The sequence below is a fragment of the Ruegeria sp. HKCCSP346 genome, from assembly GCF_017872595.1.
Classification (GTDB): domain Bacteria; phylum Pseudomonadota; class Alphaproteobacteria; order Rhodobacterales; family Rhodobacteraceae; genus Ruegeria.
The window spans coordinates 233803-247237 of record NZ_JAEDOT010000002.1 but is presented as its reverse complement, the minus strand read 5'-3'; the positions used below and the strand labels follow the sequence as shown (position 1 = coordinate 247237).

Genomic DNA, 13435 nt, shown 5'->3' with positions numbered 1-13435 from the left:
GAACATGTTCAAAAACCTATTTGCCGTTGCAACGCTTGCAATGCTGACAGCGCCTGCGGCCTTTGCCGCCGATCTGGAAGGTCGCGTTCTCAAGATCGGAACGGATGCGACCTATCCCCCGATGGAAACCGTCGACGAAACAACTGGCGAAATCGTAGGCTTTGATGTCGATGTGATGAATGCAATCTGTGAAAAGATCAATTGCGTTCCGAATTTCGTAAACACCGCCTGGGATGGCATCTTTGCGGCGCTTCAACAGGGTGAGTTCGACCTGGTCATCTCGGGCGTATCGATCACGCCCGAACGTGAAGAAACTATGGACTTTTCCGAACCGTACATCGTTGTCAGTCAGGCCATTTTGCTGCAAGTCGACAACGCGGATTTGACGCTTGAGGATTTCAAAGCGGGTGGCCAGAAACTGGCGGCACAAACCGCGACGACCAACGCCCAACTGGCGGAAGAGCTTGTAGGGCGCGAGAATGTCAGCCTCTACGACAATTTCTCGGCGGCTATCCTGGCGCTTCAGAACGCAGACGTGCAAGGGGTGATCATCGATGGCACCTCTGCCGCGGCCTACGAGCAGGAGTTTGCCGGAGAACTGACCGTAGGCATCACAGGCCTGCAATCCGATCCATTGGGAATCGTGTTTCAGGAAGGTGACCCGACGGTGGATGCAATCAATGCCGGTCTTGCCGCCATTCAGGAAGACGGCACGCTGGACGCGCTGAAGGCCAAATACTGGGGCACAAACTGATCCTCCAAGCCCTTCTGGGCCCGGCGGCAGTCGTTGCCGGGCCATGTTTCAGCGGAGAAGTTTCATGTCGCGTCTCAGCACGATCCGCCCGAGCAATCTTGTATTGCTCGCAGCCGCTCCCTTCATCGTCTATCTGTTCGCCACGTCCTCGAAATATCTGCGATCTCTGATTGCAATTCTGGGGATCGGCAACAATGCAGGGCCGATTTTCGTCGGCTTTCTGCTGATCGTCTCGGTTGCAATCCTTGGATATCTCTGCGCCCGGTATGCACGTTTTACCAATCACGCCCCCGGCTGGTTGCGCGCTTCGGCCCTTGCGGCGCTGCCCGCGTCAATTGCGCTTTTGGTCATAAGCTTTTTATCTCCACAGCTTTTGATGCCCTTCGCGGAATCCGTTTTCTTTCATGCGCTCAGCGAGAACACATCAACCCTGATCGACCGGTCCAGTCAGACGTGGGTGTTGTATCCCGAAGTCGTGACCCAGATTCAGACAGGACTGCAAGTTCTTCTGGCCGCATACACAGGTGTTGTCGCCTTGAGCCTGCTGTCCGCGGGGTTGCAACCCCCTTGGCGCAGGCGCGTTCTTTTGGGGCTGGAATGCCTTACAGGTGCGGTTTTGTTCTATCTGATGTTCATGGCCCACTGGCAGTTCGCGACGGGCGTTGCCATTACGTTTCGCGCAGCCATCTTCGCCTATATCTTCTCGGCCATTCTGGGCTTGATCTGGGTGGGGTTGCAATCGTTCAAACCACGGGCGCGCACCACGATTCTGTATGGTTCCATCAGCCTGTCATTGCTTGCGATATCAGCCTTTTTCTTCATGCAGCCGCAGGTCAGTTACGTTCTGGTCGGAAGCACCGAAGGGCGCATTGCCATTGTGCGCGGCACACCACAGGCGCAGGCTGACATCATCCGGTTTGGAGAGTTCGACGGTGCCGGCGAACAACAATACCGCATACGCAGCGCCACTGATGCAGCGGCCGCCCTGGAGCAGATTGAAACCGTCGACAGCGTTTCCGGAGCGTTTGTTCCCGTGGATGCTCATTCACAAGGCTATCCGGTTCTGTGGCAGACCAGTTTCTTGCCTGACAAATACCGGAATCCCGCACTGGCTTTTGCTGTTTTCGGCTTTCTGCTGCTGACGCTGACCATTGGCGGCGCACAGCACAAGCTGCATCCCTTGGCGGTCGGGGCCGAATTTTTCGTGGACACGATACGCGGCATTCCGATGTTGGTGATCATTCTTTACATTGGCCTGCCCTTGGCGGGCGCGGTCAAGGATGCCACGGGGGGCGGCATTGATATGACCAACATGACACGCGGGATCATCGCGATTTCGGTCGGGTATTCGGCCTATATGGCGGAAATATTCCGATCTGGGATCGAGGCCATCCCGAAAGGGCAACTGGAAGCAGGCAGTTCGCTGGGCTTGTCGCGCTGGCAGACGGCGCGGCTGATCGTTCTGCCGCAAGCCCTGCGGATCGTCACCCCGCCATTGGGCAACGAATTCATCGCGATGATCAAGGATACCTCGTTGCTGTCCATCCTGTCCGTCCGCGACATGACCCAAAGGATGCGAGAGTTTCAGGCAGCAAGCTTTCTGCCCTTTGCGCCGTTCAATACGGCAGCAATTCTGTATGTGGTACTCACCCTCTGTTGCGCAAGCTTCCTGAAATGGATCGAACGGCGCACGGCAAAGGACAACCGATGAGCAAACTGGAGCTTGGGGTTTGCTACTACCCCGAACAATGGGACCCGTCCCAGTGGCGCAGTGACGCCGCGCGGATGGTCGAGATGGGTTTGGATTGGGTTCGAATCGCCGAGTTCACCTGGGGTCTGATTGAACCGGAACGCGGCCGGTTTCATTGGAACTGGTTGGATGACGTCATCGAGATTCTGGGGCGGGCCGGCCTGCGGGTCATGATGTCGACTCCAACGGCTGCGCCTCCCAAATGGCTGATTGATGAGCACCCCGAAATTCTGCCGGTTGGCCCGGACGGCCGGGTCAGGGGTTATGGTTCCCGCAGACATTATTGTTTTTCCAGTGACGTGTACCTGGCCGAGGCGCAAAGGATCGCCACGGAATATGCCGCCAGGTATGGCCAGAACCCGCATGTCCATGCCTGGCAGATCGACAATGAATACAATGACCACGACACCGTTCTCAGCTATTCCGATGCCGCACGGGCGGGCTTTCGGCGCTGGCTGGCAAAACAATACGGCACAATTGACGCATTGAACGAGGCCTGGGGGACTGTGTTCTGGGGGAGCCTTTATTCCGGCTTTAACCAGATTGAACTGCCCAATGGTCTGGTCGCCACACCCAACCCCACCCATGCCTTTGATTTCAGGCGCTATTCCTCGGACCGGGTGCGGTTGTTCAACAAGACACAGGTGGACGTGCTGCGCGAACATGCGCCGGGTCGAGATATCACGCACAACTTCATGGCCGGCAGTTTCGAATTCGATCACCACGCAGTGGCCGCCGATCTGGATATCGTCGGCTTTGACAGCTACCCGCTGGGTAATCTGATGGGCTCAACCCTGTCAGAGAAGGAAAAGCGCCGTTATCTGCGAACCGGCGCGCCTGATTATCAGGGATTTCATTGTGACCTGTATCGCAGTCAGGGGCGGGGGCGGGTATGGGTGTTGGAACAGCAGCCGGGGCCAGTGGACTGGGCGGCACAAAACCCTTCCCCAGCCGAAGGGATGGTTCGGCTTTGGACCTGGGCCGCATATGCACACGGCGCGCAAGCTGTGATGTTCTTTCGATGGCGACAGGCAAAATTCGCGCAGGAACAATACCATACAGCCTTGCTGCGCTCGGATGGCAGTGTGGATCAAGCCGCGCTCGAACTGGCTCAAATTGTGAAGGATCGTGAAAAGCTTCCGCCGACGACGCGCGGAAAAGCCTCGGTGGCGATGATGCTGGATTACGCTTCGATCTGGGCGGCCGATATTCTGCCGCATGATGATGACTTCCCCAATTCCCATATCTTCCGTGAATGGTACACTGCCTTGCGCAGTCTGGGGGTGGACATTGATTTTGTGGGTCCCCAGGATGGTTTGGAAGGTTACGCCCTGATCGTGCTGCCGCAAAGCATGATCGTGACCCCGGATCTGGCCGCAAGACTTGAGGCTTCGGGGGCAAAGCTTTTGATTGGTGCCCGGTCCGGCAGCAAGACGGCTCAAATGCAGACGCCTTCGAATCTGGCGCCGGGTGCGTTGGCGGATCTGACCGGCGTCCGTGTCGTCCGTGTCGAATCGCTTCCGGATATTGCAAGTGAATCCGTGCTGTTGCAGAACGGTCAGCTTTTTGACTTTGCCGGTTGGCGCGAAATCATCGAGACCGAGGCAAATGTCCTGGCGCGCTTCAAAAGTGCCTATTGCGACGCCAGCCCAGCGGTTGTCCGGTCGGATCGTGCGACATATCTGGCCATGGTGCCCTGCGGTGCGCTCTTGCACGAGATTATGCGCGATGTCTTGGAATGGGCAGGGCTGAAGCCTCTGGACTGCGATCCAGACTTACGTGTAACCCGCTTCGGTACGTTGCATTTTGCCTTCAATTTTGGTGACATGTCCAAACTCCTGCCTGGTGGTGGATCACGACGAATTTTGATCGGCTCTGATCCGGTCGGCGCGCACGATTTCACAGTCTGGCAGGTAAACTAACGCCCTGAGATTCAACCAAAACGTGTCAAAAACAAAAACTGGATATAAGATTTCCGCAAACTGTCACTTTTGGACTGACGAACGGGCACAGAAAGTCCTATGAATATAAAGACAAAAATAAACTCATCCAACAACGGGAGATCACCTATGGCTAAACATTCGTCACTTTCGAGACGCTCTGTGTTGAAAGGCGCAGGTGCCGCGGCACTTGCGGCACCCCTGTACAGCAAGAGCGCTCTGGCTTCGTCGGGCGAAATCAACATTTTGATGTGGTCGGACTACCTGCCACCCAGTTTCATCGAAGAGTTTGAGACCCTGACCGGAATCAAGGTGAAATATACCGGCATCGGCTCGAACGAAGAGATCATCAACAAGATGAAGGCCACCAAGGGCCAGGGTTTTGATATCGTTTCACCGACCAACAACCGGTCGTTGCAGTGGGAACCGCTGGAGCTGCTCCAGCCCTTCGACATGAACAAGGTTCCGATCGATCTGGTGAACCCGGCCATGGCCAAGATTGGTACTGATGCGTGGAACTTTGGCGATTCAGGTGCGCACTGGCTGCCGCATATCTGGGGTACAGAAGGTATTGCTTATCGTACTGACCTGTGGCTGCCGGATGGTGATGCGCCGTCCTATGGCGACGTGTGGTCGGAAGCGAACGCTGGCAAAACCATGGGCCGCGCGCATTCCATGATGCTGGGCGCCGGCCTTTATATGGAACGCGCTGGCGAGATGGAGCCGGGTTCGGTCTGGGCGGCATATGGTGATGAAGACACCATGCGCAAGGTTTGGGGCCAGATCACCGACTGGTGCATTGCACGCAAGGACCGCATCAAGCTGATCTGGAACGACGCCGATACACAGAAGAACGGTCTTCTGAACGAAGGCGTTGTCGTTGGCCAAACCTGGGACGGCCCACCCCTTGCACTGAAATCCGCAGGTGAGCCGGTGCACTATCAGGCACCCGTCGAAGGTGCGATGGCTTGGGTGGATGGTATGTCCATGCCGACTGGTGCCGCGAATATCGATCAGGTTTACGCCTTTATCGACTTTGCCTATCAGGCCAAGCCGGCCGGTGTCGCCATTGACAGTCATGGCTACAACTCGCCGGTATTAGGCGCCGACCAGTATTCCGGCGACACCTACAAGAAGAACTTTGCCGAGGCCTATCCGGGCGACTCGCTGGCCAACCTCAATCCGTGGCCTGCAGAAGCGCCGTGGTATGCTGAAACCCGGACCGAGTTCGTCAACAAGTTCAAAAGCGCTTAAGCGTTCCGAACCTTCGCCCTCCGCATCCTGCGGGGGGCACCCATCTGCGCGCCGTCCCGGCGTGGCGGACGCTAATACTGTGTGGTGACAACACGCACCTCAGGGAGAAACCAAAAAATGAGTGCAGGGGTCGGAGTCGATCTGGAAAACCTGTGGATCCGTTTCGGTGACTTCGTCGCCGTGCGCGATGCAAACGTCAACATCAACGGGGGAGATTTCTTTTCTTTCCTCGGGCCATCGGGCTGCGGAAAAACAACCATTCTGAGGGCAGTGTCCGGCTTTCTTGAACCAAGCGAAGGCAACGTCCTGATTGGTGGCAACAATATGCGTGGCATCGGGCCCAACAAGCGCCCGACGGCGCTGATCTTTCAGAACCTCGCATTGTTCCCGCTGATGAAGGTCTGGGAAAACATCACGTTTTCCATGGAAATCAAAGGGGCCAGTGCTGCCGAACGCCGCAGGCGCGCCGATGAGCTTCTGGACATGATTGCGTTACCGGGGCAGGGGGACAAACTGCCAAGTGAACTGTCAGGTGGTCAACGTCAGCGTGTTGCTATTGCCCGTGCTCTGTGCGCCGAACCGGACGTGCTGTTGCTGGATGAGCCTCTGTCGGCACTTGACCTGAAGCTGCGCCAGCACATGCGGACCGAGTTGCGTGAAATTCAACAGCGTGTCGGCATTACTTTCATTTACATCACGCACGATCAGGGTGAAGCGCTGACCATGTCGGACAATATCGCCGTCATGCGTGCCGGTGTGATTGATCAAATCGCCGACGGGAAGACGATTTACAACGATCCCAACACGGCTTTTGCGGCTTCATTCGTTGGCGAAAACAATGTGTTCCGCGGTAAAATCAAGCAAGTGATGGGCAAGGAAGCTTTGATCTCGACCAACCGTTCGGGGGATCTGGTGGCAAGGATTTCGACGGCCAATCAGGGCAAGATGAAAGAAGGTGATGACGCGATGATGTTCATCCGCCCCGAGGCCTTTGCAATTGCCCCCGATGGCGCAACGGGCGATCACTTCGTCACCGCCCGGGTCAATCATGAAGAGTTCGAAGGCAACGTCTTCAACATCTTCACCGAAGGCGAAGGCGGAAAGGAAATCAAGGTCTCGATCCCCAACCATGGGCAATCCTTCGAGGACCACACCGGACAGAACATCACGCTGGAATACGAGACGCATAATGCCGTCGTCGTTCCCGCGGGTGAGCTGGCTGCGGAATAAGGGGAACAGTTCATGCCCCGATTTCTGAAAGAATTCTTCAATCGCAACGGCACCGGTATGGGCTTGGCGATCCTGGGTCTGGTTTTGTTCTGGACAATCGGCCTTATTATCCTGCCGCAGCTGTCGATGCTGGATTTCTCGTTCCGTCCAAACCTGCCCCCACCAGAAATTGGCGGGCCGAAGGACGTCTATACGCTGGAGAACTACAAGTACCTGATATACGGCCCCGAAGGTGGCAGTCAGGATTACAACACGGTTGACCTGCGGGTGTTCTTCCGCACCCTCGTGGCGGCCGTTTGCGTCACGATTTTCAACCTGATCATCTGCTATCCGATCGCCTACTATCTGGGGCAGTCCGAAGGCAGCCATATCCGCATCTTCGCGATCATGCTGATCATCCCTTACTGGATCAACGAAATCCTGCGCGCCTTTGCGTTGCGCATTATCTTCGGTGAAACCGGTGTTCTGAACACGCTGTTCGTGGGACTGGGGGTCTGGGATACGCCGTTCGACTTCATCCGAAACGATATCGCGCTCTATGCCGGGCTGGGCTATGCCTATATTCTGCTGATGATCTTCCCAATGTATAACGTCATAGAAAGCTTGGACAAAAATCAGATCGAAGCCGCGCGCGACCTTGGCGCGCCGTGGTGGCGGATACATTGGCGTGTGGTCATTCCTTATGCCAAGCCAGGGATCAGTTCGGGCTGTACGATGGTGTTCATGCTGTCTGCGGGCGCGCTGGCGGCACCGCAAATCCTGGGCGGGCCGTCGTCGCTGTGGTTCACACAGCTGATCTATCAGCAGTTCAACGATAACAACGACTGGCCGCAAGGGGCTGCTTATGCGATCGTCCTGCTGGTGACCTGTATCCTGTTCGTGCTGGCCATGATGCGCCTGTTCAAAGTGAACATGGGGGATATCGGGAAATGAACAATTCCTTTCTCCGCATAAGCATCTGGGTCTATCTGGCGATCTTCTTCCTGTATCTGCTTGGCCCGCTTGTGATCATGTCGATCACCGCGTTCAACTCGTCCGGCTTCCCGCGGATGAGCCCGTGGGAATGCCTGACCTTCCAGTGGTTTGGCGAGTTGTTTCAGGATCAGCGCATCCTGAACGGTATCAAGAACTCACTGATCATCGGGATCGGCACGGTCATCCTGTCAGTGGCCATGGGTCTGGCGGGCGCATTGATGCTGACCCAGATCTGGCCAAAGCTGCGGGCGACTTACTATACGATCATTATCGCTCCGATCCTGATCCCGGGTGTTGTTCTGGGTATCTCGACGCTGGTGTTCTGGGATCGTATCAACCGGATGCTGGGACTGGGGGCGGACAGCTTCCTGTCAAATGGCATTTTTCTGACGGTGATCGGCCAATCCACCTTTATCGCCAGCTACTGCATGCTGGTGTTGGTGGCACGCTTGCAGCGCTACGACGTGGCCCTGACCGAGGCGGCACTGGACCTTGGGGCCAGCCACGCCCAGGCCTTCCGCAAAATCCTGTTGCCGTTCATGCGTCCGGCGATTGCATCGGCAGCGGTGTTGGCGTTCCTCGCATCGTTCGAAAACTACAACACCACCACCTTTACCTTCGGTGAATACCCGACGTTGACGATCGAGCTGGCCCAAAAAGTCCGGTATGGCATCACACCCGCAATCTCGGCGCTGGCCTTCATCATCGTGGCGCTGACAGTGTTCTTCGCTCTGCTGAACGAAGCCAAGCTGAAACGTCAGGAACTGGTGGCAGCGGCGCGCAAGAACGCGACGGTTGCGGAGCTGGCCGGCAAGATCAAACTGCCCAGCTTCTTTTCCGGCAACATGGCAGCGGTTCTGTTGGTTGTATTTGCCGTCGCAACGATCACAGTTGTCGGCACTGCGGCCACCTACAATCCGGCGCAGTGTATCGCCGATATTCGCGAGCAGAAGCAGCTGGAAGCGGAACAGCGTATTCAGGAGTTGCGTAAACAGCGTGAAGAACGCCGCAAGCAACGCGAAGCTGAAGAAGCGGAACAGGGCGGTGCGCAATCCACCCCGAAACCGACGAACAACAGCGGCTTTGGCAATGTTTTCGCTCCGAACTCTTTAGGGGGCGAGGAAAGCGAAGGCGCTGATAGTGGGCCTGAATCCGAAAACGCTCCGTCCAATAACAGTGGTTTCGGCGGGGTGTTTGACCCCAATAGCCTGCAAAACGACGAATAGCGGCGCAGGTTCGTAGCCTCGGCATCCGCCCGGACTGACCTCAGGTTTGTTCGGGCGGATTGCGTTTCAGGATTTTGACGTCACAACCTTCGACGGTGAGCCCGTTCCAATCCACCGGTCCTGCGTTGTAGTTGATCAGGAAGGCATGATCGGCCGTCTCGCGCAGTCGCAGGCCTTGCGGCATCCTGCGCAATGTCAAATCGGCTTCTTCCGCCGCCATGGCTATAACGCGGTCCCAAAGGTCTGCATCGGGGAAGCCGGCCAAGTACCAGATTCCGTCCCCTGCCTTGAGAGCAGGTGTTCCGTCTTCGAAACTCAGCAAGTCTTTGGCCGTTCCTGACAATCGGTCGATCCAATGCCGCGCCGCGCCGCCACCCTTGACCGCGCGTTCAACCGTGGGCGGCAGAGTTTCGACCAGATCAACATCGCAATCGATCCTTCTCAGACCGGGTCTGCCCTTTTCAGGAATTTGAAAATCGCGGGTGATCGCGCCGCCGCGCGGTCCCAGAATGGCAAGATCGCATCTCTCTGCCAAACGTTGTTCCAAATCAGGATCCATTGTGGCCAAACCGGGGGCAAAGATCACCGAGTAATCACCGGGAATGTCCTTCGCCGAAACAAAGTCTACCGAAAGACCGGCCCGTCGCAGCGCGCGGTAAGCCGAAAAAACCAATCGGAAATAATCAAATCCCGCGCCTTGTGGTTGTGTGGTCCACGCCCAGTCCGAGGCGTAATCAAACAGAATGGCCACTTTGGCCTGTATCTGTTGCACCGCGCCCAACGTGTTCAGGTCATCTGCGGTCTGGCGGGCCTCTGCCAGTGCAGCAGCAGGGTGATTGTTCGATGTCAGCAAGCCCGCATGCATTTGCTCTTGCGCAAACGGGGCTTGCCGCCATCGGAAATAACTCACCACCTCGGCACCATGAGCCACGGCTTCCACGGACCAAAGACGCACCATTCCGGGCAGGGGCGCCGGATTATACGGTGCCCAATTCACCGGGCCGGGTTGTTGTTCCATCACCCACCAACGGCCGCGCCCAACCGCCCGGTAGAGATCATGGTGAAACGCCTGCATGTCCGGATCACCCTGTTGCAAAAAGGCGGTCTTGTGCGCGTCGTCGGCATCCAGCCGGTCCGACAGAAAACCGATCGGATAACTGTCCCAAGTGGCGATATCCAGATCCGCGCCAACCTTGAAATGGTCGAAGTCCAGAATACGGCCCATGTAATTGTGCAAAAGCGGCGCATCAGTCAACGGGCGCAGCGCATCCACCTGTGCTTTGTTGAAAGCCGCGACCTGATCCGAACTGAAGCGCCGGAATGCCAGTACATGAGCCGGGTTCGGCTCGGTCACCGTTTGATTGGGCAGGTCGATTTCGCTGAAGTTGCGATATTCCATCGACCAGAACACATTGCCCCACGCCTGGTTCAGCGTTTCAATTGTTCCGTACCGTTCGGCCAGCCAATGGCGAAATGCCTGTTGAGCAGCTGCGCTGTAGCTGAGAGTGGTGTCGTGACACCCGTATTCATTGTCAATCTGCCACGCGACGACATGCGGGTTCCTACCGAACCGTTCACCCAATATGCGTGCGATGCGGGTAGATTCGTCGATATAGCCTTGATGGCTAAAGCAGTAATGCCGCCGTGATCCGAACTTGCGCGGGTTGCCGTTTTCATCGGCGGCCAGCATATCCGGGTGTTTGTCCAGCATCCAGCGCGGCGGTGTTGCGGTTGGCGTGCCCAGCACGACCTTCAATCCGGCTGCTCCGAGTGTCTCAATCGCGCGATCTAGCCATTCGAATTGAAAAACGCCGGATTGCGGCTCGATGCGGCTCCACGCGAACTCGCCAATGCGCACCCATGTCAGGCCTGTTTCGACCATTTGCGCGGCATCGTCTGCCCACATCGCTTCCGGCCAATGTTCAGGATAATAACAAACGCCCAGTTCCGGCTTCATAAGATGACCTTGTGTTCTGCCTGACCCTGACCTGCATTTCGCGCGGCAAAGGTCATGCCGTTGGTCGGTTGGCTGTCTATTGTTTCTGCGTTCAATCCCTGACGGGCCGTTGTGCAGAAAAGCGTATTCAGTTCATCGCCCCCGAAAGCGGGACAAGACGTATGGGATGCGTCAAATGCAACGGCCTTCAGAAACATGCCGTCGGCCTTGTATACCGCAATTCGGCTGGCACCCCATTGTGCAATCCAGATATTCCCCTGGGCATCGATGACCGCGCCATCCGGGTTCAGACCTTCTTTGCGCAAATCCAGAAAAACTGCGCTGTCGCCTTCCGGCCACCCGGTTTCGGCGTTCAGACGCCAGCGCCTGACTTGTTTCGTTGCGGTGTCGCAGAAATAGGCCACCGAACGATCGGGGGCAAAACAGATCGCGTTGGAGATTGTCACATCCGGAACCAATCGTCTCAACTCGCCTTTCCAGAAGCGATAGATTGATCCGGCCCCGGGTTCCGCCTGCTTGCCCATTGTACCGATCCAAAACCCACCCCACGGATCGGCGCGGCCATCGTTTGAACGGGTCACGGGGTTGTCGGCTTCCAGAGGCGTGATCAAGTTCCGCTTTCCGGATTGCAAATCGAGACGCCACAGCCCCGTTTCCGACGCCATAAGAAGCGTATCGCGATCCACCCAGCCCGCGGCCGAAACATGTTCATCGAAGCTCCAGCTTTTGGGCATTCCCCGCTCGCGGGTCATCAGACGTTTGCCTATGATATCGAACCAGAAAAGCTGACGTCTTTCAGGATGCCACAACGGGCCTTCGCCCAACTCGCAGGGGCGGTCGTCAAAGATAGTGCTCATCCGGCGGCCTCGTCATAGGCCGTAACGATATGCCGGGCGCGCTCGGCGATTTCGGCGACATCCATTCCGGGTTTGTAAAGTGCAGAGCCTATCCCAAAGCCATCTGCGCCCGCTTTGATCCATTGCCCGAAATTTTCGGGTCCGGCACCGCCAACGGCAAAAACAAGCGAGCCTATGGGCAAAACCGGACGTAAGGCGGCCAATCCCGCCGGACCAGCCATCACCCCGGGGAACAGCTTCAAACCGGTGGCCCCGGCCTTGAGGGCTGCAAAGGCTTCGGTTGGGGTGTAAACCCCCGGCCAGCTTTGCAGGCCCAACGCGACGGAACGCTTGATGACCTCGGCGTCATAGTTGGGCGATACGATCAACTTGCCTCCGGCGGCCGACACAGCGTCCACCTGATCGACTGTCAAAACAGTGCCCGCGCCGATCAGGGCCTGGTTTCCAAACGCATCAACCAAAGTGCCGATACTGTCGAGCGGATCCGGAGAATTGAGCGGCACTTCGATCCGGTCGATGCCGGCATCGATAATGGCGCGGCCAACGGCTTTGGCTTCGTGTGGTTGCAATCCACGCAATATGGCGATGATGGGACGGCTCATGCGGTTTGCCTTGTCATGTTTCGGGCCAGCGCAAGCCCGGCCAGAGTTGCCTCGGTGGCGTTTGCGGTTTCCACGAACGCGCCTTGCCGTTGCAGGGCTGTTGCATATGTCTGCGATACGCCTTCTGCTCCGATAATGGCCAGTTGCTGCCCCAGCCAATAGGGCCGTGTCGCGGCCAGTTCGGCCCCGATCAACATTCCGGAAAGGCGCGCGCGTGCGGTGGCTTTGGTCTGACCTTGCAGCAAGTCCGCCGCTCGCAAGTTGAAAAGACGCGCAGCCAATTGTTCGGGCTTTGACAACGTATCCGCAACCGCCTCGGCGAAGGCGTCTTCGTCCCAGCCCGGGCCTACAGAGTGCCGCAGCACGGACTGACCACATAGCAGGTCGAACAACTCACCCGTCATGAAGGTACGAAAGCTTACAACCTCGCCAGCGCTTACCTGAACCCATTTCGTGTGGGTTCCGGGCAGGCAGATAACGCCGTCCCAACTCTGGCGCGCGCCCAGAAATCCGGCAATCTGGGTTTCCTCACCCCGCATCACATCCGGCGGAGTTGTCTGTTTCAGACCGGGTATGACAAAGGCCCGAATGCGCGGGTCTGATCCGGGTACGCGGATAGGGACATCCGGCAAGGGGTCCGACGGCACGGTCGAATAAGGGGCTTCCACCCAGCCCTGTCGTGCGCCGACCATTCCGCAAGCGACCACATCCACCGGCGCGCCGGGCAACCAGTTTTCGATCAAATCCAGCAGGGCGGCTTGAAACCCGTCAGGCCCGACATGCGCCATGCCCTTGTCGGATTGCGCATGGTCCAGCGCAGTCGAACCCTGCATGGCCCAGGCCCGTAAATGAGATGTTCCCCAGTCGACGGCGATCCATTCAGTGTTCAT

Annotated in this window: 11 protein-coding genes; 7 read left to right on the top strand and 4 right to left on the bottom strand. The window is 57.3% G+C overall.

The annotated features are described in order from the left end of the window. Positions 1 to 4: 4 nt before the first annotated feature. The 7 genes from I9185_RS09695 (at position 5) to I9185_RS09665 (ending at position 9129) form a co-directional block, all read left to right on the top strand. Positions 5 to 754 (top strand): basic amino acid ABC transporter substrate-binding protein, encoded by a 750-nt coding sequence (locus I9185_RS09695; protein WP_209833898.1) that lies wholly within the window; start codon positions 5 to 7, stop codon positions 752 to 754. Between the two features lie 64 nt (positions 755 to 818). Then, a complete protein-coding gene (locus I9185_RS09690; RefSeq protein ID WP_210092922.1) occupies positions 819 to 2465 on the top strand; it encodes an amino acid ABC transporter permease in 1647 nt (548 codons plus the stop codon). Continuing rightward, positions 2462 to 4426, top strand: a complete 1965-nt coding sequence (locus I9185_RS09685; protein WP_210092921.1) for a beta-galactosidase — start codon at positions 2462 to 2464, stop codon at positions 4424 to 4426. The genes I9185_RS09690 and I9185_RS09685 overlap by 4 nt, the downstream gene beginning before the upstream one ends. Positions 4427 to 4573: 147 nt before the next feature. Next, positions 4574 to 5698, top strand: coding sequence for an extracellular solute-binding protein (locus tag I9185_RS09680; RefSeq protein ID WP_210092920.1), 1125 nt, complete (start codon positions 4574 to 4576; stop codon positions 5696 to 5698). Between the two features lie 117 nt (positions 5699 to 5815). Further along, positions 5816 to 6928, top strand: a complete 1113-nt coding sequence (locus tag I9185_RS09675) for an ABC transporter ATP-binding protein (protein ID WP_171636122.1) — start codon at positions 5816 to 5818, stop codon at positions 6926 to 6928. Between the two features lie 12 nt (positions 6929 to 6940). Further along, complete coding sequence (locus tag I9185_RS09670; RefSeq protein ID WP_171119259.1) at positions 6941 to 7861, top strand: ABC transporter permease; 921 nt, start codon at positions 6941 to 6943, stop codon at positions 7859 to 7861. After that, on the top strand, positions 7858 to 9129 hold the full coding sequence (locus I9185_RS09665) for an ABC transporter permease (RefSeq protein WP_210092919.1): 1272 nt from the start codon (positions 7858 to 7860) through the stop codon (positions 9127 to 9129). The genes I9185_RS09670 and I9185_RS09665 overlap by 4 nt, the downstream gene beginning before the upstream one ends. Before the next feature lie 40 nt (positions 9130 to 9169). Here I9185_RS09665 and I9185_RS09660 read toward each other — a convergent pair whose 3' ends face one another. The 4 genes from I9185_RS09660 to I9185_RS09645 are packed head-to-tail and all read right to left on the bottom strand — an operon-like array spanning position 9170 to position 13435. Next, positions 9170 to 11086, bottom strand: coding sequence for a beta-galactosidase (locus tag I9185_RS09660; protein ID WP_171723779.1), 1917 nt, complete (start codon positions 11084 to 11086; stop codon positions 9170 to 9172). After that, positions 11083 to 11943 carry an SMP-30/gluconolactonase/LRE family protein gene (locus I9185_RS09655; RefSeq protein WP_171723778.1) on the bottom strand — a complete coding sequence of 287 codons (861 nt, stop codon included), beginning with the start codon at positions 11941 to 11943 and terminating at the stop codon, positions 11083 to 11085. Before I9185_RS09655 ends, I9185_RS09660 begins: the two co-directional genes overlap by 4 nt. Continuing rightward, complete coding sequence (locus I9185_RS09650; RefSeq protein ID WP_171636115.1) at positions 11940 to 12545, bottom strand: 2-dehydro-3-deoxy-6-phosphogalactonate aldolase; 606 nt, start codon at positions 12543 to 12545, stop codon at positions 11940 to 11942. The genes I9185_RS09655 and I9185_RS09650 overlap by 4 nt, the downstream gene beginning before the upstream one ends. Further along, the gene (locus tag I9185_RS09645; protein WP_210092918.1) at positions 12542 to 13435 is read right to left on the bottom strand and encodes a 2-dehydro-3-deoxygalactonokinase; all 894 of its coding nucleotides are present in this window, start codon (positions 13433 to 13435) and stop codon (positions 12542 to 12544) included. The genes I9185_RS09650 and I9185_RS09645 overlap by 4 nt, the downstream gene beginning before the upstream one ends.

What these genes read in the sequence shown, in the direction of transcription:
- I9185_RS09675 (WP_171636122.1), top strand. Translation starts at nt 5,816, where the DNA reads ATGAGTGCAGGGGTCGGAGTCGATCTGGAAAACCTGTGGATCCGTTTC.
- I9185_RS09645 (WP_210092918.1), bottom strand. Translation starts at nt 13,435, where the DNA reads ATGAACACTGAATGGATCGCCGTCGACTGGGGAACATCTCATTTACGG.
- I9185_RS09680 (WP_210092920.1), top strand. Translation starts at nt 4,574, where the DNA reads ATGGCTAAACATTCGTCACTTTCGAGACGCTCTGTGTTGAAAGGCGCA.
- I9185_RS09655 (WP_171723778.1), bottom strand. Translation starts at nt 11,943, where the DNA reads ATGAGCACTATCTTTGACGACCGCCCCTGCGAGTTGGGCGAAGGCCCG.
- I9185_RS09665 (WP_210092919.1), top strand. Translation starts at nt 7,858, where the DNA reads ATGAACAATTCCTTTCTCCGCATAAGCATCTGGGTCTATCTGGCGATC.
- I9185_RS09690 (WP_210092922.1), top strand. Translation starts at nt 819, where the DNA reads ATGTCGCGTCTCAGCACGATCCGCCCGAGCAATCTTGTATTGCTCGCA.
- I9185_RS09685 (WP_210092921.1), top strand. Translation starts at nt 2,462, where the DNA reads ATGAGCAAACTGGAGCTTGGGGTTTGCTACTACCCCGAACAATGGGAC.
- I9185_RS09650 (WP_171636115.1), bottom strand. Translation starts at nt 12,545, where the DNA reads ATGAGCCGTCCCATCATCGCCATATTGCGTGGATTGCAACCACACGAA.
- I9185_RS09670 (WP_171119259.1), top strand. Translation starts at nt 6,941, where the DNA reads ATGCCCCGATTTCTGAAAGAATTCTTCAATCGCAACGGCACCGGTATG.
- I9185_RS09660 (WP_171723779.1), bottom strand. Translation starts at nt 11,086, where the DNA reads ATGAAGCCGGAACTGGGCGTTTGTTATTATCCTGAACATTGGCCGGAA.
- I9185_RS09695 (WP_209833898.1), top strand. Translation starts at nt 5, where the DNA reads ATGTTCAAAAACCTATTTGCCGTTGCAACGCTTGCAATGCTGACAGCG.